The sequence below is a fragment of the Pseudoflavitalea rhizosphaerae genome, assembly GCF_003991355.1.
GTDB classification, from domain to species: domain Bacteria; phylum Bacteroidota; class Bacteroidia; order Chitinophagales; family Chitinophagaceae; genus Pseudobacter; species Pseudobacter rhizosphaerae.
On record NZ_RCSU01000003.1, the window covers coordinates 62,363 to 85,863 of the forward strand.

Annotated in this window: 20 protein-coding genes; 16 read left to right on the forward strand and 4 right to left on the reverse strand. The window is 48.9% G+C overall.

The annotated features are described in order from the left end of the window. Positions 1 to 45: 45 nt before the first annotated feature. Entirely contained in the window at positions 46 to 2,433 is a 2,388-nt protein-coding gene (locus D9Y29_RS06100; RefSeq protein WP_127126082.1) for a ribonucleoside-diphosphate reductase subunit alpha, read from the forward strand. A 660-nt stretch (positions 2,434 to 3,093) separates the two neighbouring features. Here the strand turns inward: D9Y29_RS06100 and D9Y29_RS06105 are convergent. Together D9Y29_RS06105 and D9Y29_RS06110 are read right to left on the reverse strand one after the other, a co-directional pair. Further along, on the reverse strand, positions 3,094 to 4,029 hold the full coding sequence (locus D9Y29_RS06105; protein WP_127126084.1) for an ABC transporter ATP-binding protein: 936 nt from the start codon (positions 4,027 to 4,029) through the stop codon (positions 3,094 to 3,096). Between the two features lie 18 nt (positions 4,030 to 4,047). Further along, entirely contained in the window at positions 4,048 to 5,103 is a 1,056-nt protein-coding gene (locus D9Y29_RS06110; RefSeq protein WP_127126086.1) for a response regulator, read from the reverse strand. A gap of 124 nt (positions 5,104 to 5,227) precedes the next feature. On the opposite strand from D9Y29_RS06110, the gene D9Y29_RS06115 reads away from it, so the two are divergent. From D9Y29_RS06115 to D9Y29_RS06150, 8 genes are all read left to right on the forward strand, one after another. Then, a complete protein-coding gene (locus D9Y29_RS06115) occupies positions 5,228 to 7,624 on the forward strand; it encodes a heavy metal translocating P-type ATPase (RefSeq protein ID WP_127126088.1) in 2,397 nt (798 codons plus the stop codon). A gap of 229 nt (positions 7,625 to 7,853) precedes the next feature. After that, a complete protein-coding gene (ccoS, locus tag D9Y29_RS06120) occupies positions 7,854 to 8,018 on the forward strand; it encodes a cbb3-type cytochrome oxidase assembly protein CcoS (protein ID WP_127126090.1) in 165 nt (54 codons plus the stop codon). A gap of 36 nt (positions 8,019 to 8,054) precedes the next feature. Beyond that, a complete protein-coding gene (ccoN, locus tag D9Y29_RS06125) occupies positions 8,055 to 10,181 on the forward strand; it encodes a cytochrome-c oxidase, cbb3-type subunit I (protein WP_127126092.1) in 2,127 nt (708 codons plus the stop codon). Positions 10,182 to 10,187: 6 nt separating this feature from the next. Beyond that, positions 10,188 to 10,346 (forward strand): CcoQ/FixQ family Cbb3-type cytochrome c oxidase assembly chaperone, encoded by a 159-nt coding sequence (locus D9Y29_RS06130; protein WP_127126094.1) that lies wholly within the window; start codon positions 10,188 to 10,190, stop codon positions 10,344 to 10,346. 46 nt (positions 10,347 to 10,392) lie between these two features. Next, positions 10,393 to 11,568, forward strand: a complete 1,176-nt coding sequence (locus tag D9Y29_RS06135; protein ID WP_164735286.1) for a cbb3-type cytochrome c oxidase N-terminal domain-containing protein — start codon at positions 10,393 to 10,395, stop codon at positions 11,566 to 11,568. 24 nt (positions 11,569 to 11,592) lie between these two features. After that, positions 11,593 to 13,014: a cytochrome c oxidase accessory protein CcoG gene (ccoG, locus tag D9Y29_RS06140; protein WP_241237858.1), complete on the forward strand. Its 1,422-nt coding sequence runs from the start codon at positions 11,593 to 11,595 to the stop codon at positions 13,012 to 13,014. A gap of 25 nt (positions 13,015 to 13,039) precedes the next feature. After that, positions 13,040 to 13,483: a FixH family protein gene (locus tag D9Y29_RS06145; protein ID WP_127126098.1), complete on the forward strand. Its 444-nt coding sequence runs from the start codon at positions 13,040 to 13,042 to the stop codon at positions 13,481 to 13,483. After that, the gene (locus D9Y29_RS06150) at positions 13,480 to 14,190 is read left to right on the forward strand and encodes a sulfite exporter TauE/SafE family protein (protein WP_127126100.1); all 711 of its coding nucleotides are present in this window, start codon (positions 13,480 to 13,482) and stop codon (positions 14,188 to 14,190) included. Before D9Y29_RS06145 ends, D9Y29_RS06150 begins: the two co-directional genes overlap by 4 nt. Before the next feature lie 133 nt (positions 14,191 to 14,323). Here D9Y29_RS06150 and D9Y29_RS06155 read toward each other — a convergent pair whose 3' ends face one another. Continuing rightward, complete coding sequence (locus D9Y29_RS06155; RefSeq protein WP_241237859.1) at positions 14,324 to 15,886, reverse strand: sensor histidine kinase; 1,563 nt, start codon at positions 15,884 to 15,886, stop codon at positions 14,324 to 14,326. A gap of 117 nt (positions 15,887 to 16,003) precedes the next feature. On the opposite strand from D9Y29_RS06155, the gene D9Y29_RS06160 reads away from it, so the two are divergent. The 7 genes from D9Y29_RS06160 (at position 16,004) to D9Y29_RS06190 (ending at position 21,892) form a co-directional block, all read left to right on the forward strand. Continuing rightward, positions 16,004 to 16,753 (forward strand): DUF542 domain-containing protein, encoded by a 750-nt coding sequence (locus tag D9Y29_RS06160; RefSeq protein WP_127126102.1) that lies wholly within the window; start codon positions 16,004 to 16,006, stop codon positions 16,751 to 16,753. 148 nt (positions 16,754 to 16,901) lie between these two features. Further along, entirely contained in the window at positions 16,902 to 17,366 is a 465-nt protein-coding gene (locus D9Y29_RS06165; RefSeq protein WP_127126104.1) for a pyridoxamine 5'-phosphate oxidase family protein, read from the forward strand. Further along, the gene (locus D9Y29_RS06170; protein WP_241237876.1) at positions 17,344 to 18,813 is read left to right on the forward strand and encodes a nicotinate phosphoribosyltransferase; all 1,470 of its coding nucleotides are present in this window, start codon (positions 17,344 to 17,346) and stop codon (positions 18,811 to 18,813) included. The genes D9Y29_RS06165 and D9Y29_RS06170 overlap by 23 nt, the downstream gene beginning before the upstream one ends. A 78-nt stretch (positions 18,814 to 18,891) precedes the next feature. After that, positions 18,892 to 19,794 carry a DMT family transporter gene (locus D9Y29_RS06175; RefSeq protein WP_127126106.1) on the forward strand — a complete coding sequence of 301 codons (903 nt, stop codon included), beginning with the start codon at positions 18,892 to 18,894 and terminating at the stop codon, positions 19,792 to 19,794. An 11-nt stretch (positions 19,795 to 19,805) separates the two neighbouring features. Next, the gene (locus D9Y29_RS06180; protein WP_127126108.1) at positions 19,806 to 20,168 is read left to right on the forward strand and encodes a VOC family protein; all 363 of its coding nucleotides are present in this window, start codon (positions 19,806 to 19,808) and stop codon (positions 20,166 to 20,168) included. Between the two features lie 134 nt (positions 20,169 to 20,302). After that, positions 20,303 to 20,875, forward strand: coding sequence for a GNAT family N-acetyltransferase (locus D9Y29_RS06185; protein WP_127126110.1), 573 nt, complete (start codon positions 20,303 to 20,305; stop codon positions 20,873 to 20,875). A gap of 78 nt (positions 20,876 to 20,953) precedes the next feature. Further along, entirely contained in the window at positions 20,954 to 21,892 is a 939-nt protein-coding gene (locus D9Y29_RS06190; RefSeq protein WP_127126112.1) for a DUF5050 domain-containing protein, read from the forward strand. 75 nt (positions 21,893 to 21,967) lie between these two features. On the opposite strand, the gene D9Y29_RS06195 is transcribed toward D9Y29_RS06190, so the two are convergent. Next, positions 21,968 to 23,425 carry an alpha/beta hydrolase-fold protein gene (locus D9Y29_RS06195; RefSeq protein WP_241237860.1) on the reverse strand — a complete coding sequence of 486 codons (1,458 nt, stop codon included), beginning with the start codon at positions 23,423 to 23,425 and terminating at the stop codon, positions 21,968 to 21,970. Between the last annotated feature and the right edge of the window lie 76 nt (positions 23,426 to 23,501).

Below are 23,501 nucleotides of genomic sequence, written 5' to 3' on the forward strand. Positions count from 1 at the left end.
CTCATAAACTAACCATACTTACTACCACCATTAATACCTCAGCACATGTTTGTAGTTAAAAGGAACGGAAAAAAAGAATCCGTCAAATTCGATAAGATCACGGCACGCGTTGAAAAACTCTGCTATGGTCTGGACAGACGGTTTGTGAACTCCATCGATGTGGCCAAGAAAGTGATCGAAGGATTATACGATGGCGTTACCACCACAGAACTGGACAATCTCGCTGCAGAGACTGCCGCCTCACTCACCGTGAAGCACCCGGACTATGCACTGCTCGCCAGCCGCATCGCCATCAGCAACCTGCACAAGAATACCATCAAGAGCTTCTCCGATACCATGAAGCTCCTCTATGAATGCAGGGACGCCAAAGCCGGCAAAGCCGCGCCACTCCTCGCAGACGATGTATGGGCTGTGATACAGCAACACCATGAACTGCTGGACTCCACCATTATCTACGACCGCGATTATGCTTTCGATTACTTTGGTTTCAAAACCCTCGAGAAATCATATCTCCTCAAAGTAGATGGTAAAGTAGCAGAACGCCCGCAGCATATGTACATGCGCGTGGCTCTCGGTATCCACAAACAGGATATCGACGCCGCTATCAAAACCTACCATATGATGAGCGAACGCTGGTTCACACACGCCACGCCCACCCTCTTCAATGCAGGTACACCCAAACCACAGATGAGCTCCTGCTTCCTCCTCACCATGAAGGACGATAGCATCGACGGCATCTACGACACCCTCAAACAAACAGCCAAGATCTCCCAGAGCGCTGGTGGTATTGGTCTTTCTATCCATGGCATCCGCGCCACAGGCTCCTATATCGGCGGCACCAACGGCACCAGCAACGGCATCATCCCCATGCTGCGTGTATACAACGACACTGCCCGCTACGTAGACCAGGGCGGCGGTAAACGCAAAGGCGCATTCGCCATCTACCTCGAACCCTGGCATGCAGACGTTTTCGAATTCCTCGACCTCCGTAAGAACCACGGTAAAGAAGAACTCCGCGCACGCGACCTCTTCTATGCCCTCTGGATCCCTGACCTCTTCATGAAACGTGTGGAAGAGAACGGCGACTGGAGCCTTTTCTGTCCCCACGAAGCGCCCGGCCTCCACGAATGCTGGGGCGACGAATTCGAAAAACTGTACAATCAATACGAGCAGGAAAAGCGTATGCGCAGGACCGTTAAAGCGCAGGACCTCTGGTTCGCCATCCTGGACGCACAGATCGAAACCGGTACGCCTTACCTGCTGTACAAGGATTCCGCCAACCGAAAATCCAACCAGCAAAACCTCGGCACCATTAAGAGCTCCAACCTCTGCACCGAGATCCTGGAATACACCTCTCCCGATGAAGTAGCGGTTTGTAATCTCGCCTCCCTCGCACTGCCCCGCTTTGTGATCGATGGCCAGTTCGATCATAACAAACTTTACGAGATCACTTACGAGGCAACAAAGAACCTCAACAAGATCATCGACTATAACTATTACCCTGTAAAGGAAGCTGAGACTTCCAACCTCCGCCACAGACCCATCGGTCTTGGTGTTCAGGGCCTGGCCGATGTATTCATCCTGCTCCGCATGCCATTCGAAAGCGATGAAGCCAAACAACTCAACAAAGACATTTTCGAAACCATCTATTTCGCTGCCATGACCGCCTCCAAGGACCTGGCCAAAGTAGAAGGCGCCTACGAGACCTTTGCCGGCTCACCCGCTTCCAAAGGACAGTTCCAGTTCGATATGTGGGGTGTTGAACCATCCCTTCGCTGGGACTGGTATAGCCTCAAAGCGGAAGTGATGAAACATGGCGTTCGCAACTCCCTGCTCGTTGCTCCCATGCCTACTGCATCCACTTCGCAGATCCTCGGCAACAACGAATGCTTCGAGCCCTACACCAGCAATATCTATGTGCGTCGTGTACTGAGCGGAGAATTCGTGGTAGTGAACAAGCACCTGCTGAAAGACCTCATCGAACTGAACCTTTGGAACGATGACATGAAGAACAGGATCATCGCGCACAATGGGTCCATTCAGAAGATCGATGGCATTCCCGATAATATCAAAGAGATCTATAAAACAGTTTGGGAGATCAAACAACGCAACCTGATCGATATGGCAGCCGACCGCGGCGCTTATATCTGCCAGAGCCAATCCCTCAACCTGTTCGTGGATACGCCCACCAACGGCAAACTCACTTCCATGCACTTCTATGCCTGGAAGCGCGGTCTCAAAACGGGCATGTACTATCTCCGTACAAAAGCCGCCACTCAGGCCGTTCAGTTCACTGTTGAAAAACAAGGTGGAAAGATGGTGGAGCCGCTCACAGACAAGCACTCGCTCAAGGTGATCGAAGGCGCCAACGACGTGGAAGCACAGGGCCCCACCTGCACCATGGAAGAAGGCTGCGTTACCTGCAGTGCATAACACTTAGTTATTTATCATCGACCCATACCCGTCATTGGCGCTTGCTGGTGGCGGGTTTCCTTTATGTCTGGCCGTGCAAAAGCTGGAGGTGCAAAAGCTGGTATGATCACCGGCTGGAAAACAAACCGGCGCGGGAGAATGTTAGATGAGCGGTTGTGCATGGGAGTGAGCTTTGGGGCAGAGCCGGGCTTCTTCGCTTATGTTTTCAAGGCCGGCTTATCATACCAGCGTTTTGCACATCACGATGCACAGGGCTAAGCCGTAAGGAAACCCAACTTTGCAATCTGAGATGATTTGCTACAGGATAAAATTAATGCGCATCAGATAGTCGGCGCAGCAGGCTTGATGATTTGCATAAGGAACCAGTTGAAGGCGCGATGAAGAAAATTGTGAAAATTCTGTGGGCACTTCATTGTAAGATGGCCTCCATTGCTGCTTTACGGCCCAGCCCTGTGCATCTTGCTGCGCAAAACGCTGGTATGATAAGCCGGCCTTGAAAACATAAGCGATGAATCTCAATAGAATTACCACCGTTCCATCTCACCAATCAAAAGCCCAATAGATCCCCACAAGCGCTGGTTTGTTTTCCAGCCGGTGATCATACCAGCTTTTGCGCTCACAGCTTTTGCGCTACAAAGAAGTTCACAAGGAAGAGCATAATTATTTGAGGCCTTCAACGGGGCTCACAGTAACGATATCGCCTTCTTCAATGGTGAGGTTCATCATGCGCGAAGTGAACATGCGCGTATCCGTGTATACTTCAACGTCATAGTAGCTGCCGCAGAAGATGATATGCTGCACTGTGCCTTTTACATCACTGATATGCTTGCGGGAAAGCACCAGGTCTTCAGGACGAACGATGCGCTGAACGCCGTTCTTGTCTTCCCATACATTGTATTTGCCGAGGAGGCCGGCTGCATAATTGTCTACAGGATGACGGTATACTTCTTTGGGCATGCCATGCTGGATGATGCGGCCATCACGCATAAGCAGGATCTCATCGGCCCAGCTGAGCGCATCAACGGGATCATGCGTTACCATGATGATACTGATCTTCAACTGCTCACTGATATCTTCGATGATGGCTTTCAGCAGTTGCTTGTGGATCATGTCTGTATTGGAATAGGGCTCATCCAGCAGAAGCAGGCCCGGGGAGCCGATCAGCAGGCGGGCAATGGCAATACGTTGCTGCTCGCCACCGGAAAGCTGGTCCGTTCTGCGTTTCAGCAGGTGCGTGATCCGGCAGATCTGGAACAATTGTTCGGCGGAACGTTGCGTGAGTTTGTTGGCATATTCCAGCACCTGCTCCACGCGGAGATAATGAGGCAGTTCAAATTGCTGGGAGAGATAAGCGATCTTGGGATGACCGGGGATCAGCTGGTCGTTGGGACCGGGAACTTTTTTGCCATCGTAGATCACTTCTCCGGCATCCTGTTGCGCCAGCCCGGCAATGATGCGCAGCAGCGTGGACTTCCCGGAGCCCGTTTCGCCGGCGATGGCGATCTGCTGATACCATTGCTGACTGAAACTGACGTCCTTCAATTCAAAGCCTCTTTCGTTCTTCTTGTGAATGCCGGATACCTGGAGTAAAACCATGCGGCAAAAATATAATTTTTAGAACAAGAGGTTGCGGAGTTTTTCGGCCTGCAGGATCCTGATCTTTCCTTCGCGGATCTCGATCAGCTTTTCCGATTTGAAGTCGCTCAGCGTGCGGATCAGGCTTTCGGTGGCCGTGCCTACATATTGAGCTATGTCTTCACGGGGGATATCGATGGCCTGCTGATCAGCATTGAGATTGAATTTCTGCTGGATGTCCACCAGCGCTTTGGCAACCCGCTTGCGCAGGGAGTCGTAGGCCAGTCGGAGCAGGCGTTCTTCTTTTTCTTTCACATCACGGGAGATCAGTTTGATGAAGCGGGTGGCGATATTCATATCATTGAATACGGCAGTAACGAAATCTTCCCTGGGGATCATTACCACTTCCGCTTCTTCCAGTACTTCGGCCGTGTCATCATAGCTGGAGTTTTCCAGCAGGGCCACATGGCCAAGATAATCGCCGGCGCTGTAGAGATTGGTGATATATTCTTTTCCATCTTCATGTATGCGGAAAGTTTTGATTTTTCCACTTTTCAGATGATAGAGGAATTTTGGACGCTTGCCTTCGTGGTAAACGATACTTTTTTTGGGGATCCGATCGCTGTCGTATTCGTTGGGATCGAGGGTGAAGAGGCCTGAGCCTTTCAGTTCTTTCAGGAGTTCGTTGGCGCCCTGTTCGCCTTGCGCATATTGGGCCTGGATGATATTGAGTTTTTTCAGCCGGATCTCGATGGCCTTCAGCAATTCGATATCATCGAAGGGCTTGGTGATATAATCATCGGCGCCCAGTTCCATTCCTTTGCGGAAATCACCGCGCTCCGTTTTGGCAGTGAGGAAGATGAACGGGATATTTTCAGTTTCCGGTCTGTTCTTCAGCAGGTGGAGTACACCGTAGCCGTCCAGTTCGGGCATCATGATATCGCATACAATGAGATCAGGCTTTTCGCGGCCTGCGATCTCAACGCCACGCTTGCCATTTTCCGCAGTGTAGGTCTGGTAGCCAGCCAGTGTCAGGATCTCGGCCGTGTTCTCGCGAATCTCCGTATTATCATCAATTACCAATATCGTTTTCATGAGGCTAAAATTACTACATAACCGCTATCATATACTATATATGACAAAAATCAGGATTTTAGGTGAGTGGGATCAAAGATCAGCTACTGATGCGCTCCTACTTTAGCAGCGCTAAATCCCAGGCATGGCAACAACAGTAACCGGTTCACAGATCGTTTGTTATCACTGCGGCGAAACCTGCGCCAATGAAAAGATCATGGCAGACAATAAACCTTTCTGCTGTGAAGGCTGCAGGATGGTGTTCCGGTTGCTCAACCAAAATGGTCTTTGTGAATATTACGATCTCAATCAGCAACCCGGCGCCAATCAGCGCATCCAGTCGCGGCAAGATAAATTCGCCTTCCTGGAAGATGAAAAGATAAAACAGCAACTGATCAGTTTTGAAGATGAAAAACAAACACATGTTACATTCTATCTTCCCCAGATCCACTGCAGCAGCTGCCTCTATCTCCTGGAGAACCTGCACAAACTCAATGATGGCATCATCTCCGCCCGCGTAAATTTCACCAGGAAGGAAGTGAGTATCGTTTACGACCAGCGCCTTGTAAATCTCCGCGAAACAGCGGAACTGCTCAATAATATAGGATACGAACCGTATATCAGCTTACATGATCTGCAACACCAGCCACCCCGGATAAAAAAAAGAATGATCTATCAACTGGGTGTGGCCGGTTTCTCTTTCGCCAATATCATGCTGCTCAGTTTCCCGGAATACCTGGGACTGGAAGACGCTGAAAGAAGCCTCCAGCAGGTGTTCCGCACACTCAACCTGGTCCTGGCCCTGCCGGTCTTCTTTTTCAGCGCACAACCTTTTTTTGCTGCTGCGTGGAGCGGCATCAAACACCGTTTCCTCAATATCGATGCGCCAATTGCACTGGCTGTGCTGGTTACATTCGTTAGAAGTATATACGAAGTGATCAGCGGCACCGGGGCAGGCTATTTCGACTCCATGAGCGGCATCGTTTTCTTTATGCTGCTGGGCAGGATCTTGCAAGACAAAACTTATCAGCAACTGAGCTTCGAACGCGATTACACCTCTTATTTTCCCATAGCCGTCACCGTTATCAAGGACGGTAAAGAGGTCCCCACGTCCCTCCCCGATATCAAACCCGGCGATACCCTGCTGATCCATTCACAGGAGTTGATCCCTGCCGATGGCATCCTCACCAAAGGCAAGGCAGCCGTGGATTACAGCTTTGTGACAGGAGAATCCATTCCTGTTCAGAAAGAGATGGGCGAGCTCCTCTATGCAGGCGGCAAGCAAACCGGCAATGCCATCGAACTGCTGGTGATCAAGGAAGTGGCGCAGGGTTATCTCACCAAACTCTGGCTCCGGGATGAATTCAAACAGTCGTCCCGTGAAAAAGGCGTTTCCTTTGTACACCTGCTGAGCAGGTGGTTCACGGTGATCGTTTTCAGCATTGCAGCGCTGGCGGCCATCTATTGGGGTGTTACCGATAGCAGCAAACTGTGGAATGTGATCACTGCTGTGCTGATAGTGGCCTGTCCATGTGCTTTATTACTCAGCAACAGTTTCACCAACGGGAATGTATTGAGGATCCTCGGACGCAATCGCTTTTACCTGCGCGGCGCACAGGCCATCGAAGAGATCGCCAACGCCAACAGTATCGTTTTCGATAAAACAGGAACGCTTACCACCACCCGCGAACAGGATGTGGAATACGAAGGAAGGCCATTATCACTGGCTTTGCAACAGGCTGTGACGGCCCTTGCCGCACAAAGCATTCACCCGCTGAGCAAGGCCATTGCACAATACTTCAATGTCAAAAGCAATATGCGTGTGGAAGGATTCAGGGAAGTGCCTGGAAAAGGTGTGGAAGCTTACGTGAATGCACAAATGATCACACTGGGTTCATCAAAACATGTGACCGGTATGCCTGAAAAAGAGAATACCGGCTCTTCCGTTTTTCTTGCGGTGGACGGTGAGTTCTACGGATTCTTCCGTGTGAGGAACCGTTATCGCGAATGTGTTCCCCAACTGGTACAGGAACTGGGCAAGCACCATAAACTCTCAGTACTCTCCGGCGACAACAGCGCTGAACGCCCTTATCTGCAACAGCTGATGGGCGAAGAGGCGCTGTTGCTTTTCCGGCAACAACCGGAAGACAAACTGAACTTCATTCACCAGCAACAACTCAAAGGAAATACCGTAATGATGATCGGCGACGGCCTCAACGATGCCGGCGCACTTCGCCAGAGCAATGTGGGCATCGCCATCACGGAAGACAGCAATAATTTCACACCCGCCAGCGATGCCATCCTCGAAGCAGCGCAGTTGCCCAAACTCCCGCTCTTCATCAGGCTTTGCCGGGCCAATAAAAATATTGTGATCGCCAGCTTTGTACTGAGCATTCTGTACAATATCATCGGTATCTTCTTTGCCGTTCAGGGTGTACTTTCTCCATTGATCGCGGCTATCCTCATGCCCGCCAGCAGTCTGAGCATCGTTACGCTCACTTTCGGTTGTAGTAACCTGTTAGCCCAACGCTGGAAGCTGTAATTACTCAGCGTGTGGCCAGTCGCTCGCCTCTGGCGAGTGCCTTCTGTTTGTTCGCCTCCGGCGAACACCGCGTCGCCGGAGGCGACTAAATAAAAGTCACTCGCCAGAGGCGAGTGACTGGCCACACACTGATAGTTTCATCACACCTGATTAGAATCATTTTGTCATATAAGTGTAATCATTTCCCGCTCATCCCCGCACTGGTACTTTTGACCATCAATCCGACAATATGAGTGTGATCATAATCCTAATCATCGCCAGCGTTAGTATCGCAGCAGTATTTCTGGCAGCCTTTTGCTGGAGTGTAAAAGACAAACAATACGATGATGAGTTCTCCCCCCCACTACGTATACTCTTCGACGATAAACCTCCAACAGATTCCGAAAAACTATAAAAAAAACAGCCTCTCAGATCCTGAAACTAAATTGTTATGCAGCCAGAAAAATTTTATTACGACAACAAGATTGTGAAATGGTTCGGTTATGCTACCCTGCTCTGGGGCGTTGTAGGTATGATCGCGGGACTTTGGGCAGCCATCCAGATCTATGCTCCTTCGGCCTCGCTGAACTTAGCGCCCACTACATTCGGAAGACTACGCCCGGTGCATACCAATGCCGTGATCTTCGCATTCGTGGGCAACTGTATCTTCACCGGCGTTTACTATTCCCTGCAACGACTCTGTAAATCCCGCATGTACAGCGATAAGCTCAGCTATATCCATTTCTGGGGATGGCAGGGCATCATCGTGGCTGCAGCGCTCACATTATTACTCGGTTACACTACCGGCAAGGAATATGCGGAACTGGAATGGCCGATCGATATCGCCATCACATTGGTGTGGGTGATCTTCGGCATCAACATGTTCGGCACCATCATCAAAAGAAGGGAAAAACACCTCTATGTTGCCATCTGGTTCTACATCGCTACCTGGGTTACCGTGGCGATGCTGCACATAGTCAACTCCATCGAATTACCGGTGAGCTTCATGAAGAGCTATAGCTGGTATGCAGGCGTGCAAGATGCACTGGTGCAGTGGTGGTATGGTCACAATGCCGTGGCCTTCTTCCTTACCACGCCCATTCTTGGTCTGATGTACTATTTCCTGCCAAAGGCCGCCAACAGGCCGGTATATTCTTACCGTCTTTCCATTATTCACTTCTGGGCGCTGATCTTCATTTATATCTGGGCTGGTCCGCACCACCTGCTCTATACTGCGCTGCCCGACTGGGCGCAGAGCCTCGGTGTGGTATTCTCCATCATGCTCATCGCGCCATCATGGGGCGGAATGCTGAACGGATTGTTCACCCTCCGCGGCGCATGGGACAAAGTGAGGGAAGATCCCGTGCTGAAATTCTTTGTGGTGGCAGTAACCTGCTATGGTATGGCCACATTCGAAGGCCCGATGATGAGTTTGAAGAGCGTGAACGCCATCTCCCACTTTTCAGACTGGACCATCGCACACGTTCACATCGGTGGTCTCGGCTGGAATGGTTTCATGGCCTTCGGTATCCTCTACTACATCATCCCTAAAATGTACGGTACACAGATCCACTCCAGGAAACTGGCCAATAACCATTTCTGGCTAGGCACTATCGGAATTATCGTATATGCCATTCCGTTATACTGGGCAGGTTTCGCACAGGCACAGATGTGGAAGACCTTCACTGAAGAAGGGCAACTGAAGTTCCAGTTCCTCGAAACCGTTACCCATATCATCCCCATGTATGTTACCCGCAGCATCGGTGGCGGCCTCTACCTGATCGGCGCCTTCCTGATGGTGTACAACTTATACAAGACCGTTAAACAGGGAAAATTCATCGCCAATGAGGCTGCTGAAGCAGCTCCTATGGTAAAGGAACATTCACCCGTTCGCGAATACTGGCACAGGTGGATAGAGAGAAAGCCCATGACCATGCTCGTTATGAGCCTTATTGTAGTAGCTATCGGCGGGGCACTGGAAATCATCCCCACTTTCCTGGTGAAATCGAATGTGCCTACCATCAGCAGTGTGAAACCCTATACCCCGCTTGAATTGCAGGGCCGCGATATCTACGTCCGCGAAGGTTGCTACACCTGTCACTCACAAATGATCCGTCCTTTCCGCGATGAAGTGGCCCGCTATGGAGAATATTCAAAGGCAGGAGAGTTCGTGTATGATCACCCCTTCCAGTGGGGCTCCAAGAGAACAGGTCCGGACCTCGCGCGTGAAGGTGGCAAATATCCCGACAGCTGGCATTACAACCATATGCTGGACCCACGCATCATGAGCCCCGGCTCTATTATGCCCGCCTATCCATGGCTGTTGGATGCGCCCATCGATACCGCTTCCACCCCCGCCAAGATCAGGGCCATGCAAAAAATGGGCGTGCCTTATCCCGAAGGATTCGATAAAGAAGCCAACAAGGACCTGATGACGCAGGCCAATTTCATCAAGCTCAGCCTCAAGGCCGATAAGATCGAATCCGCTTCCAACAGGGAGATCATCGCCCTCATCGCTTACCTGCAAAGACTGGGGAAAGACATCAAGGCGCAACAAAACACCACCATTCAAAAATAAAAGGCCATGAAGTTCATACACTATCTCGAAAAGATCACCGGCGTAAGCATTTACCCGCTCAGCTCCTTCATCATTTTCGGCTTGTTCTTCCTGGGAGTGTTGATCTGGGTAATGAAGACCGATAAAAAAAGATTGCAGGACATCAGCAGAATTCCGCTGGACTAAACCCAACCATATGTTCCGATCAAGTGCAATAAATAAAAGAATGACAATGACCAAAAGACTGGCCCTGCTGTTGCCCGCCCTGGCAGCCACTACTTTCTCATTTGCAAGAGAAGGCTACGATCATCCGCCACTTCCCAGCTCCATTGGCGATCCAATGGTCACCATGCTCGTGATCATCATGGCGATCCTTCTTCTCATCATCATATTGCTGGCGCATGTACTCACCGGCGCCGCAGCTTACTATTACAAACGTGAGAAAGAGATAGAAGCGGAAAAGAAAAAGATCAATGTTTCTTCTACCGTACTCACTGTAGTTGCACTGCTTTTCAGTATGCCTCTCCTTGCACAGGAGGCACCGGCAGATGCAGCAGCAGTGGTAGTGCAGGCCAAAAGCTTCGGCGCTTTATCAGCAACAGCATTTTATATGGTGACAGGTGTGATTGCCATTGAATTAATTGTGATCGTTGCATTGCTCTGGCAACTGCGCAGTTTCCTCAGCCGCGTAAAAAAGCAGCATTCGCCGGAACAGGAAAATGCTACAAAGCCGGCAGCCTGGAAAACGCTCTGGGCAAGGCTCAACAGACTCAAACCCATCGAACAGGAAAAAGCCCTGGAGATGGACCACGAATACGATGGTATCCGCGAGCTGGACAACCGGCTCCCACCCTGGTGGCTTTACGGCTTCTATGGCACCATCATCTTTGCAGGTGTTTACCTCTGGCGTTACCATGTATCCGAAACAGCGCCGCTGAGCCAGCAGGAATTTGCTATCGCGATGCAAAAAGCAGATGAACAGAAAGCCGCCTACCTGAAAAGATCAGCTAATAATGTGGACGAGAATACTGTAAAAGTAATCACAGATGCCAGCGCACTCGATGCAGGCAAAACAGTGTTCATCCAGAACTGCGCAGCCTGCCATGGCAAAGACGGTGAAGGCACTGTAGGCCCCAACCTCACCGACGATTACTGGTTGCATGGCGGCAGTATTGCAGATATTTTCAAATCCGTCAAATATGGCTGGCCGGAAAAAGGAATGAGAAGCTGGAAAGAAGACCTGAGCCCTGTGCAGATCGCGCAGGTGAGCAGCTTCATCAGATCATTGCATGGCACCAATCCTCCCAATGGGAAAGAGAAACAGGGAGAGCTTTACCAGGAATCAGGCGCCGCCGCATCCGACAGTACTGCAGCAAAAGCAGACAGCCTGGTAGTTTCAGCGAAGTAATACCTAACATCAAAAGTACAGGCAGTGGTGGACAAAGAAGACATATCGAAAACAGAAAAAGGGAACAAAGAATCGTTCCGCGACAGGATAGCTACTGTAGACGAATCTGGAAAAAGAAAATGGGTCTTTGCCCAGAAACCAAAAGGAAAACTCTACAATATCCGGACCTGGGTAAGCTGGTTCTTTTTTCTACTTTTCTTTTCACTTCCTTTCATTGAAGTGAATGGACAACCGCTTTTCCTCTTCAATGTGGTAAAAGCGAAATTCATCCTTTTCGGAAAGGTGTTCTGGCCACAGGACTTTTTCATTTTTGGTTTGGGGATGCTCACATTCATTGTTTTCATCGTGCTGTTCACAGCGGCATTCGGCCGCCTGTTCTGCGGATGGGTTTGCCCACAGACCATTTTCATGGAAATGTTCTTCAGGAAGATCGAGTACTTCATCGAAGGCGATGCCGCACAGCAGAAGATGCTGGCAAAAGCTCCCTGGACCGGATCGAAGATCTTCAAAAAAGTGAGTAAACATATCATTTTCTATATCTGTTCTTTCATCATTGCCAATTTCTTTCTTTCCTATATCATCGGTGTAAAAGAACTCTGGAAGATCATTACTGAACCTGTTACGGAACATATCGGCGGGCTGATCGCCATTGCCGTTTTCTCCGGCGTATTCTATGCAGTGTATGCTTTCTTCCGTGAACAGGCCTGCACAGTGGTTTGCCCTTATGGCAGATTACAGGGCGTATTGCTGGATAAGAATTCCATGATTGTGGCTTATGACTATCAACGCGGGGAGCCCAGGGGAAAATTCAATAAAAAAGTGGAACAGTCCCGGGGGGATTGCATCGATTGTTTCCAGTGCGTGAAGGTTTGTCCCACAGGGATCGATATCCGTAATGGTACGCAAATGGAATGCGTTGGCTGCACTGCCTGCATCGACGCCTGCAATGCCATCATGGACAAAATAAACAAGCCATTGGGCCTTATCCGCTATGCTTCTGAACAGGGTATTCAAAAGAAGGAGAAGCTTCAGTATACCGGCCGGATGAAGCTCTATACCGTGTTACTCGGTGTGTTGGTGACCGTGCTCGCCTTCCTCCTGGTAACACGGAAAGAAGTGGACACTACCATTATGAGAACTCCCGGCATGCTCTACCAGGAGCGTGGAACCGACAGCGTCAGCAACCTGTACAATATCAAAGTAGCCAACAAAACCACCAATGCCATTCCGCTGCAACTCAAACTGGAAAACCTAAGCGGGCAGATCGAGATCATCGGCGGCCATTCCGTACAGGTGAAAGAACAGGGAGAAGGAACAGGTTCTTTCTTCATCGTCCTTCCACGCAGCATTGTCCATGAAAGAAAAACATTGCTGAAGATCGGTATCTACAGTAACAACAAAAAGATCGATGTGATCTCCACCAATTTCCTTGGACCGGTACAATGATCATATCATCATCAAATAAAAAAACATGACACTCAACTGGGGACATAAACTAACCATCTTCATCAGCGCTTTTGCCGGCATGATCATCCTGCTGGTGTACAAAAGCACGCAGACAAATTTCGACCTCGTAACCAAAGAATATTATAAAGATGAACTCAAATACCAGGAGGTGATCGATGGCACCAAACGGGCCAACAGTCTTGCTTCCAAAGCGAGTGTCGTCAAATCCGGGGAAACCATCGATATACAGCTTCCCGATGAAATGAAAGGTCAGGTTATTACAGGTTCCGCCTGGTTTTATTGTGCCGCCGATGCAAAAAAAGACATCAAAATTCCCCTGGCAGTCAATGCAGCCGGCAAACAGCAGATCAGCAGCGGGCTCCTTCTGCCCGGAAGCTATACAGTAAAACTCAACTGGACCGCCGCTGAGCAGCAGTACTATTCTGAAACTTCCTTAGACATTCAATGATCATGTGGCCGGTGATCACAGCAGCAGGTTTGTTAGGACTGATGAGCAGCGCTCATTGCATTGGCATGTGCGGCCCGCTGGCTATGTCTCTTCCGGTACATCATTTATCGAAAACAGGACAATTGGTTTCCATGCTGCTCTATCATCTGGGTCGCATCATCACCTATTCTGTATTGGGCTTGTTATTTGGCCTCGCAGGCAGAGGATTATACCTCGCCGGTTTCCAGCAATGGTTTTCTATCGCTACCGGCATCATCATGTTAGGGCTGGCTCTCTATTATTTTTTAGGAAGATCGAACGGATACCCGAAATGGGTGCAAAACTGGTATGTACCGTTACAGGTTTTGATGGGTAGATTATTGAAAAAAACGAATACCATTTCATTCCTGCTTCTCGGCATGGCGAATGGATTGCTTCCCTGCGGGATGGTGTATATCGCTATCATCGGCGCAATCGGTCTTTCCGAACCCATACAAAGTGCCGGCTTTATGCTTTTCTTCGGTCTAGGCACTTTCCCGGCCATGTTCCTGATGAGCTGGTTCGGGGTACATATCAGCATTGACTTTAGATTGAAGTTGAAACGGGCAGTCCCGCTTATCATTGCTGCCATGGGGATCATACTCATACTTCGCGGCATGAATCTCGGCATTCCATTCATCAGTCCGGTACTGGGTCCGGAACTTTCTCCCGCTGCTGGCTGCCATTAAATTACTTACGAAGCCGCCAGTCGCTCGCCTCTGGCGAGTGACCGGTATTTGTTCGCCTCCGGCGAACACCGCGTCGCCGGAGGCGACTAAATAAAAGTCACTCGCCAGAGGCGAGCGACTGGCGGCTGCGAGATTATTGTTGATCAGATAAATCCGGCAATTCAACCGTAACCGTAGTGCCTGCTCCCAGTTTACTTTGCAGGCTGATCTTTCCCCGGACCAGATCCACATACCGCTTCACGATATGCAGCCCCAGCCCTGTTCCCTGGATGTTCACGGCATTGCGGCCGCGAAAGAAGCTGGTGAACATATGATGCTGGTCCTCTTCAGCAATACCGATGCCTTTATCCTGTACGGACAAGTGCAACAGGTCATTTTCATTGGAAGCAATTACCTGTATCGGAGCGCCTTCCGGAGAGAATTTGGCGGCATTACTGATCAGGTTGATAAGTATATTCCTGAGTAATTTCTTATCTGTAACAATCAGATCATCGCCGGAGCAATTGATATTGATCTCCTGACCGGGTTTGAGCAGGGTCTTCATTTCCTCCATGATATCTTCCAGGAATTCTTTCAGATCTACCGGCCCGATGGTAGTGAAAACTTTGCCTTCTTCCAACCTGCCGAGCGAGAGGAAGTCTTCCAGGAGATCATTGAGATGTTTAACGGAGTCGCGTATGCGCTTGAGGTGGCGGTCGCGCTTATCCTGCTCGTCCGTCTGCGTGTATTTGCCGATCAATGCCGCAGAAGACAATACAGTACTGAGTGGCGTTCGGAATTCATGACTGGCCATGCTCACAAAGCGCGACTTGATCTCGTTGAGCTCTTTTTCCTTATCCAGCGCTTCACTGAGGTTTTTTTGCGAATTTTCCAGTTCCTGCAGGGCATCTTTCAGGATCATGGTCCTTTCTTCCACTTTACTTTCCAGGTCAGCATTGAGGGTGCGGATCTCTTCGGTTACCTGTTCCAGTTGTTCCCTTTTTTCCAGCAGGCGCTGTTCCGCTTCTTTTCGTTGTGTAATATCCACAATGAAAGCGATCACGAAGAATTCATTTTTCTGTCTGTAGAAGCTGAGGCTCACTTCCACCGGGAATTCATCACCCGTTCTGGTTCTGGCGAAGAGATCGCGGCCATGGCCCATACTGCGGTTGCCCGGCTTTTTGTAAAACCCTTCACGGTAACCAGTATGCGCATGATGGAACCGGCCGGGGATCAGCACTTCAATGGCTTTGCCCAATAGTTCATCTTTATCGTAGCCGAACAATTGCAACGCCGCAGGATTCACCAGTACGATCTCTCCTTTCTGATTGGTGAGGATGATGCCTTCCGTAGCATTATCGAAAAGTGCTTTCACCTGTTGCTGGTCGTTCTCCAGGGAGCCATAGATCTTTTTGATATAGATCACGGAGATCATCGTAAGCAGCACTATGATGCACTGGAACAACAACTGAAACCAGAGCAACTGTGTGCCGCCCGATTCCCGCGGATAGAACGCGGAAAGCAGGATCAACGCCAGGCTGATGATCCCGAACAGTTTGGTGAGGTTATCGTTTTGCAGGAACACGGTGAGCATAGTGGCTGCCACAAAGCCTCCGTAGAGAAAACCAATTTCGGGGTACATGAACTGAAATACAGCTGTACATACCGTTAGTATGGAGCAAAACAACAGAACATTAAGCGCCTTTTCTTTGAACATCAACACAAATTATATCAAAATTTACAAGTATCCCTTAGCGCCTTCCTGAAAAATGATAGATCAACACCTGATTTTAATCAGTTTTTTTCTTCTCCTGCCGGATTAATTTGCCGCTGTATGACAGAACAGTTCCTGAAGATAGATGAACAAACCCCGGTTACAGAGATCGTAAACGGGGATTACCGTACGGCAGACGTATTGCTCAAATACAATATCGATTTTTGCTGTGGTGGCAGATGGCCCCTGCAGGTGGCCTGCGAAGCCAGGGGAGTGAGTACAGACCTGGTGATACAGGACCTGGAAACCGCTACCCGCCGCATCCTTATTTCGCCCACCCTGAATTTCAACAACTGGCCGATAGATTTCCTCACAGATTACCTGGTGCATGTGCATCATGCTTATATGAAAGAAGCATTGCCTTCGATCCATGATCATCTCACCAAATTTGTGGCCGGGCACAGGAAGAAATTCCCTTACCTGGATGAGCTGCAGACGCATTTCATGCAACTGTACAGGAAGATGCCATCGCACCTGCAGCAGGAAGAGGAAGTGTTGTTCCCTTATATCAAAAGGATCAACAGGGCATTCAGTGGAAAAGAACCATATGCCGAACTGCTGGTACGCACACTGCGTAAGCCCATTGCTGCACGCATGGAAGAAGAGCACCAGCAAACGGAAGAACTGCTCGGCAATTTCCGAAGGCTCACCGGTAATTACAGTACGCCCGATGATGCCTGTGTGAGCCATCGTGTGGCTTTTCTGAAATTACAGGAACTGGACCAGGACCTGGTGCAGCACATGCGATTGGAAAATGAAATTTTGTTCCCACGCGCTATCGCGATAGAAAACACCCTGCTCGGAAAATAGCAGGATATGGTTCAGGCACTGAAGGCGGTCACCCTGCAAAACGGGTGCGCCTCCTCTACCTGAAACAAATCACAATTTCCACTATCTTTAAGAAGAGAATCATAACTCCGTCCCCGTTACCGCTTTCACATACTAAATCGAAAATATTATGATGGGAAAATTAAGTGCAGCGGATATCGAAGAGATCCTAAGCAAACAGATCGTTGGCCGGATCGGCTGCCACGCAGATGGGCTCACTTATGTAGTGCCTATCAGTTACGCCTATGATGGCCATTACGTATACGGACATACGCACGAAGGCATGAAACTGTCCATCATGCGTAAGAATCCTTCCGTTTGCTTCGAAGTGGACGAAATGCAGAACATGGCCAATTGGAAAAGCGTGATCCTCCAGGGAAAATTCGAAGAGCTGGATGATCCGCAATTGCGCAAGCACGCACTGGATACCCTCAACAACCGGGTACTTCCCATCATCAGCAGCGTTACCACCCATCTTTCCCCCTACTGGCCTTTCCCGCCGGACGATTATAAAGAGATCAAAGGCGTGGTATTCAGGATTGCCGTGCTGGAAAAATCCGGCCGGTTTGAAAATGATCAGTCAGGCCGTCCGTAGATTTGAGCGTTCCATTCGTTCCACCAAATCATACAGCATGCTTTCATTCTCCATCAGTGGCAGCTATACGGACCTCTATGAACTTAGCATCGGGGAAGTGAATTTTCTCGAGAACCGGCACCAGTCGCCGGTTTCCTTCGATTATTTTTTCAGGAAGATCCCCGCTAAAGGCGGGTATGTTGTTTTTGCAGGGCTTACTGACCTGCTGGATATCCTGGAAACATTGCATTTCACAAAAGAAGACATTGCACAGCTCAGGTTGCTGAAATTCAATTCCGGTTTTATCGATCACCTGGTGGATTTCAGGTTCAGGGGAAGGGTCTGGTCTGTACCCGAAGGAGAGATCGTGTTTCCGCATTGTCCCATCGTAAGAGTGGAAGGGACCTGGCTGGAGGCGCAGCTGGTTGAAACTTTGTTGCTGAATATATTGAATTTCGAATCGCTGATCGCTACCAAGGCTTCGCGCATGCGGTATGTGGCCGGTGATCGTATCCTCAGTGATTTCGGACTGCGCCGCGCACAGGGCCCCGGAGGTATACTGGCCAGCAAAGCTGCCGTGATAGGAGGCTTCGGAAGTACCAGCAACGTATATGCGGCACAGTTATATAACATTCCTGCTTCCGGCACCATGGCCCATGCATTCGTTACCGGCTATGAATCCGAACTGGAAGCCTTCCGTGCATTCGCCAGGGCCAGACCCGAAGGCTGCGTTTTTTTGGTGGACACCTACAACACATTGCAGAGCGGCATTCCCAATGCCATCATCGTGGCCAGGGAAATGGAAAAGCAGGGACAGAAGCTGGTTGCTGTGCGGCTGGACAGTGGAGACCTCGCTTATCTTTCACGCAAGGCAAGGACCATGCTGGATGAAGCAGGATTGCAATATGTGAAGATCGTGGCCAGCAACCAACTGGATGAGCATGTGATCAAAAGCCTGCTGGAACAACAGGCGCCCATCGATATTTTCGGTGTAGGCACCAGCCTCGTAACAGGTGCTCCCGATGGCGCACTGGATGGCGTATACAAACTGGCGGAATCAGACGGCAAGCCACGCATGAAGATCTCCGAAACACTGCAGAAAGCAACGCTGCCAGGTAACAAACAGGTGCTCCGCATGATGGACGAACAGGGTTATTTCTTCGGAGCAGACGCCATCGTTTTGCAGGGCGAAGAACATGTTCCTGTGATCCATCATCCGTTCGAACCCGGAAAATCCTTGCAGGTAGCCGGATTCAGGCAGGAACCATTATTGAAAGTGGTAATGGAAAATGGAAAACGAATCGCTCCATCTCCCGGGCTGAACGCCATTGCACAATACTCAAAAGAAAGGCTGGCGTTGCTGCCAGCTGAATATAAAAGATTCGAATACCCGCATATTTATAAAACCAGTATCAGTCAGCAACTGATGGACCTCCGCAATGGGATGATCGCGTCACATAAAATGTAATCGCTGCATATTCAACTGCTGGTTCACTATCAAAAAAGCAACAGGAGTTCGTAATTTTTTTCAGTATTTTACTGTTTCATGCGCAATAATAAAAAAACCATCGCGCTGATCAGTATCCTGGTGGTAGTATTGATCTGGGGCAGCGCCTTCACTGTTTCAAAAGTTGGAGTATCTGAATTACCTCCCCTCTTCATGGCTTTAATGAGGAATGCAGTAGCAACTCTGGCATTATTGCCTTTTTATCTGGCAGTAAGGAAAAAGGCTGCCAGGCAGGATCCCGGGCCATTACCAAAAGAAAAGATCATTTTGCTGGGACTTACAGGCGTTACACTTTTCTATTCTTTCTTCAATATTTCACTTACCTATACCGGCGCAGCCATGGGGTCGCTGATCCAGGGAATCATGCCATTGGTGATAGTTATGCCAGCCGCTGTTTATCTGAAGGAAAAGATCACAGGCAAGGTTATTGCAGGCATCCTGATCTCTGTTGCAGGGGTATTGATGGTTGGCTTCATCGGTCAGCATGATCAGAACAACAGCCTGCTTGGAAATTTCCTCATGGCCGGTTCCGTTTGTTGCTGGGCTGCCTATACGTTATTATCGCGAAGCCTCACCCAATTCCACCCTGTACCGCTTACGTTCTTTATAACACTAACAGGCACCCTTATGCTGGTTCCTTTCACGCTTTTTGAAGGATGGGGCAAACCCTTACCTGTTATCTCTACCAATGGCTGGATGGCAGTTCTTTACCTGGGTATCATGAGTTCTGCTATCAGTTATATGCTGTACAATCAATCCCTTCAAACCCTCACAGCCGCGCAGGCAGGGAATTTCCTGAATCTCGATCCTGTGATCGGCTCGGTTATTGCGCTGATCTTCCTCAATGAATCGTTCAGTACCTTGCAGTACGCAGGCGGAGCCCTTGTATTGCTTGGGGTTTGGCTCAGCAGCGGATCAGGTTCAGAACAACAACATCAATAAAAGATTCTTATATGAAACCAGTTTTCAACGGAGGCATGAACATTGCCATAAAAATCCCTAAACAGAAATATGAAGCTACTGTTGCATTTTACAGGGATACACTCGGACTTGAGGTAACAGAAAAACCGATCACCAATCCCACCGTATCCCGAACACATGAAGTGAAGTTCGGACCGAATATCGTGTGGCTGGATTGTGTGGACAATTACACGCATTCCGAAACCTGGATGGAGCTGAAAACAAATGATGTGGAAGCCGCCACCGCACACCTGGCCGCAAATGGCACACATACCTGCGATGAGTTGGAAGAGATCCCTTCAAACACACACTGGATCATGGACCCGGCCGGTACAGTTTTTATTCTCAGCCAGTGATCACCTGTACATATTTCCATAAAACTTGACTTTTGTTAGCTAATCGGCATAAGAGCTGATGCAATGTATTCTTCAGGTAACTAATCAATATCTTCATAACCTGTAGAACAATTGCTCACCTCAATAACCGGGTAATGATCAAGGCAGCGAAAAGCGACAGGCAGGTAGTGACGGAGATCCTGGCAGCATCGTTCAGCAATAACCGAAGTGTGAACTATGTGATACCACAGAATGAAAAGAAGATGGAACGCATCCGGAAACTGATGGCCTATTCCTTCGATGTAAGTTTTGCATTTGGCGATGTATACCTCTCCGATTGCCGAAGGGCCTGCGCACTGGTACTCTATCCGGACCGTAAGCGGATGACCTGGCAAAGTATCTGGTGGGACCTCAAACTGGCTGTCAGTGTATTTGGTCTGAGCCGCACAGCCAAAGTTTTATCCAGAGAACGGCTTATCAAAAAGCATCATCCTTCCGGTAATATGTTCTATCTCTGGTTCATCGGTGTAGACAGCGATTTCCAGCGCAAGGGTATCGGAAAACAACTGTTGCAGGAACTGCTGCAGAAAAGTAAATCGATGCAAAGACCTGTATACCTAGAAACCAGCACACCTGAAAATGTACCCTGGTACCAACGCGCAGGATTTGAAGTATATGCGGAGGAAGAGCTCAGTTACCGGCTTTATTTCCTGAGAAAATTATCATAGTTCAGCAGCAACGGTTTGTGCAATTGAATTGTCAGAGAAGCAGAACAGAAAATAGCACACCCGAAAAAACTGTACTGTATGCGAGCACCCATGCTACTGATGGCCTTTACATTATTCTTATCCTGTAGCAAGAATAACAAAGATGGTGAAGGCAATGGCTGCGCTGAAACGCCTTACATCGCTCCACAAGCATACTCATTTCCAGCCTGGCATCCCGATGGTCAGATCTTCGTATTCAATTATGTTCCTATCTCCGGTATAGAAATATCTCCCTGCCACGGCCCCATGTACAGGTTTAAAAATGATTCAGCAGGATTCTACAGTATGAATCAGGACCATACAGGATTAACGAAAATAATGGATCGGGTTTTCCGGAATGCGAGCTGGAGCCCTGATGGGAAAAAAATCCTTTACCAGGAAGGGTCCAGGATCTACATGATCCCTTTCGATGGTGTTAGCTTCGATACAGCAGCAAGAAGCATGGTAGTGCAGGACAACGCCATGTCGCCTTTTTCATTTTTCAATGCCAGCAGCGACTCAGTCTATTTCCGGACATCGCCGGTGGGCGCCAGTACTCAAAGCACCCTGTATAAAGTGTCGCTGGATGGTAACGGCAAAGCCCCGATCAGGACCGGCGAATTTTATGATATCTCATTTGGCTCCGATAAAAGATTCTATTATCTCACCGCCAACAGGGAAATATGGTCGAGTGACCAGAATGGACAGGACATGAAGAAAGAAGTGGCCGTGGAAACTAACAATAACGAACAACGCCGTAACCCGCAATATCACGATGGACATATCTATTTTATCAGCGGCAGCAAACTCATGCGCTCAGGCAACACTGTTCCGATCGTTGATAACTATGTAATGGATTTTGCCGTTTCACCCGGGGGAGAGATCCTGTACAGCCAGTTCCAGTACCAGGTTTCCGAATCGAATAAACAAAATGGAGTTTTCTGGATCATGAATACAGACGGAAGTAATAAACGCCAACTGACCTTCAATAATTTTTGATAATTAACCCGCCGCTTGGATATGAAAAGAAAGTGATCACAGGCCGCGATTTCATTGTGCTCGCCGCTGAGCAGATCATTTATTCCTGAAAGCCGCATAATGGTCCAACAAAAACTTTACACCAGCCGATTGATATTCTTTAGTGAAAACAGTGAAATGATCACCGGGATAATACCCGTATTCAAAACCAGTATCAAGATCCCCGGTTTCTTTTTCCATTAAATGCACGGCCTGGTTCAACATGAAATTGTCCTGCTCGCCTGTGGAGATCCTCACCTTTCCCTGCAGATCAGCCTTCACTTTACTCCAGTTACTTTTCAGGAACCGGCAAATATCATATTGCTTCCAGTGGTCCACCGTCACCGGATCAATCTCACCTGTTGAAGCGTTCACAAGCGGTCGGGGACTTCCATCTGCATTCCGCTGACTGAACACAGCATTGAAAGATTGCATCTGTTCGCCCCGGTTCATCACATGCTCCATCCGGACCATCTGCTTCATACTGATCCAGGGAAAACGACCAGCTACTGTAGCTACCCAACGCAGTGAAGAATCTTTTTCATAATATAAATTCTTATCATTGTAAATATCCACACCAGTAAAATTCCTGAAATCCACGGGATCGGGAGCACTTGACCATGTGCCCGCAAACACAGATGGATACTGAGTTTGCAGCCAGAGTACCGTCCAGCCGCCACTACTGTGCCCCATCAAGACCCTGCCACCATCACAACGAAAATTTGTTTCCACCGCGGGGATCAGCTCTTTCACCATCGCATCGCCCCAGGGACCATTGTTGGCGCTGTTGGCATATACTGAATGACCGGTTGGGCAATTGCCATCCAGCACCACCCTGATAAATGGAACAGTATCCATAAAACTCTCAGGATTTTTGTATCCGGACATTCGCCTGTAGTCTCCTCCAAACCCTGAAACGTAATACAGCACCGGAAATTTTCTCCCGGGCTCTTTGAGGTAAGCTGCTGGCAGCATCACAGCTACTTTGAGGCTTACCGGCTTCTTGTGAAAATCTGACAATAGTTTTGATTCCACTTTCAGCTCTTTGGAATAATCTGTTTCAACAAAATCTTTTTCTTTCACCACTTCAGTGCAGACAAGTGAGAAAAAAGCATCTGTCTTTTTAGTGAAGTTGAATTTGGATGGCTTACTGTAATTGTTACCGATGGTTTCTGCCACAAGGTGATCGCCTGTATTCCTATCCCACACTGCCTGCGCATAATATTCACCACGTTCCAGGTCTGATAATTTTACAGGATAACTTACCGCTGCATCATTGAACACCACCGCTTGTCCGGGCTTTACATCTTTTACGCTGATCCGGTACAATGGAAAAGCAGTCAGGCCAACATACCCGGACTTCGGCTCTTTATTTTCTTTTGAGAGATAGAGAAAAACATTTCCACTGAATTTTTCAGCAGCATTACCGGTATAGATCACCCTGATCTGCTGGGCAGATACAGAAAGGCAACTGCATGCCAGCACAGCAGCGCATAATAGTAGCGTATTCTTCATGATCATTAGTTTAATGATGTTAGTGAAATTACGCCCCTAATTACACATGAACAAGGGCGCACCTGGAAAGTGTGCG

Excerpts from the sequence above, each read along its gene's own strand:
- D9Y29_RS06100 (WP_127126082.1), top strand. The coding sequence starts at position 46 with ATGTTTGTAGTTAAAAGGAACGGAAAAAAAGAATCCGTCAAATTCGAT.
- D9Y29_RS06105 (WP_127126084.1), bottom strand. The coding sequence starts at position 4,029 with ATGGTTTTACTCCAGGTATCCGGCATTCACAAGAAGAACGAAAGAGGC.
- D9Y29_RS06110 (WP_127126086.1), bottom strand. The coding sequence starts at position 5,103 with ATGAAAACGATATTGGTAATTGATGATAATACGGAGATTCGCGAGAAC.
- D9Y29_RS06115 (WP_127126088.1), top strand. The coding sequence starts at position 5,228 with ATGGCAACAACAGTAACCGGTTCACAGATCGTTTGTTATCACTGCGGC.
- ccoS (WP_127126090.1), top strand. The coding sequence starts at position 7,854 with ATGAGTGTGATCATAATCCTAATCATCGCCAGCGTTAGTATCGCAGCA.
- ccoN (WP_127126092.1), top strand. The coding sequence starts at position 8,055 with ATGCAGCCAGAAAAATTTTATTACGACAACAAGATTGTGAAATGGTTC.
- D9Y29_RS06130 (WP_127126094.1), top strand. The coding sequence starts at position 10,188 with ATGAAGTTCATACACTATCTCGAAAAGATCACCGGCGTAAGCATTTAC.
- D9Y29_RS06135 (WP_164735286.1), top strand. The coding sequence starts at position 10,393 with ATGACCAAAAGACTGGCCCTGCTGTTGCCCGCCCTGGCAGCCACTACT.
- D9Y29_RS06145 (WP_127126098.1), top strand. The coding sequence starts at position 13,040 with ATGACACTCAACTGGGGACATAAACTAACCATCTTCATCAGCGCTTTT.
- D9Y29_RS06150 (WP_127126100.1), top strand. The coding sequence starts at position 13,480 with ATGATCATGTGGCCGGTGATCACAGCAGCAGGTTTGTTAGGACTGATG.
- D9Y29_RS06155 (WP_241237859.1), bottom strand. The coding sequence starts at position 15,886 with ATGTTCAAAGAAAAGGCGCTTAATGTTCTGTTGTTTTGCTCCATACTA.
- D9Y29_RS06160 (WP_127126102.1), top strand. The coding sequence starts at position 16,004 with ATGACAGAACAGTTCCTGAAGATAGATGAACAAACCCCGGTTACAGAG.
- D9Y29_RS06165 (WP_127126104.1), top strand. The coding sequence starts at position 16,902 with ATGATGGGAAAATTAAGTGCAGCGGATATCGAAGAGATCCTAAGCAAA.
- D9Y29_RS06170 (WP_241237876.1), top strand. The coding sequence starts at position 17,344 with ATGATCAGTCAGGCCGTCCGTAGATTTGAGCGTTCCATTCGTTCCACC.
- D9Y29_RS06175 (WP_127126106.1), top strand. The coding sequence starts at position 18,892 with ATGCGCAATAATAAAAAAACCATCGCGCTGATCAGTATCCTGGTGGTA.
- D9Y29_RS06180 (WP_127126108.1), top strand. The coding sequence starts at position 19,806 with ATGAAACCAGTTTTCAACGGAGGCATGAACATTGCCATAAAAATCCCT.
- D9Y29_RS06185 (WP_127126110.1), top strand. The coding sequence starts at position 20,303 with ATGATCAAGGCAGCGAAAAGCGACAGGCAGGTAGTGACGGAGATCCTG.
- D9Y29_RS06190 (WP_127126112.1), top strand. The coding sequence starts at position 20,954 with ATGCGAGCACCCATGCTACTGATGGCCTTTACATTATTCTTATCCTGT.
- D9Y29_RS06195 (WP_241237860.1), bottom strand. The coding sequence starts at position 23,425 with ATGAAGAATACGCTACTATTATGCGCTGCTGTGCTGGCATGCAGTTGC.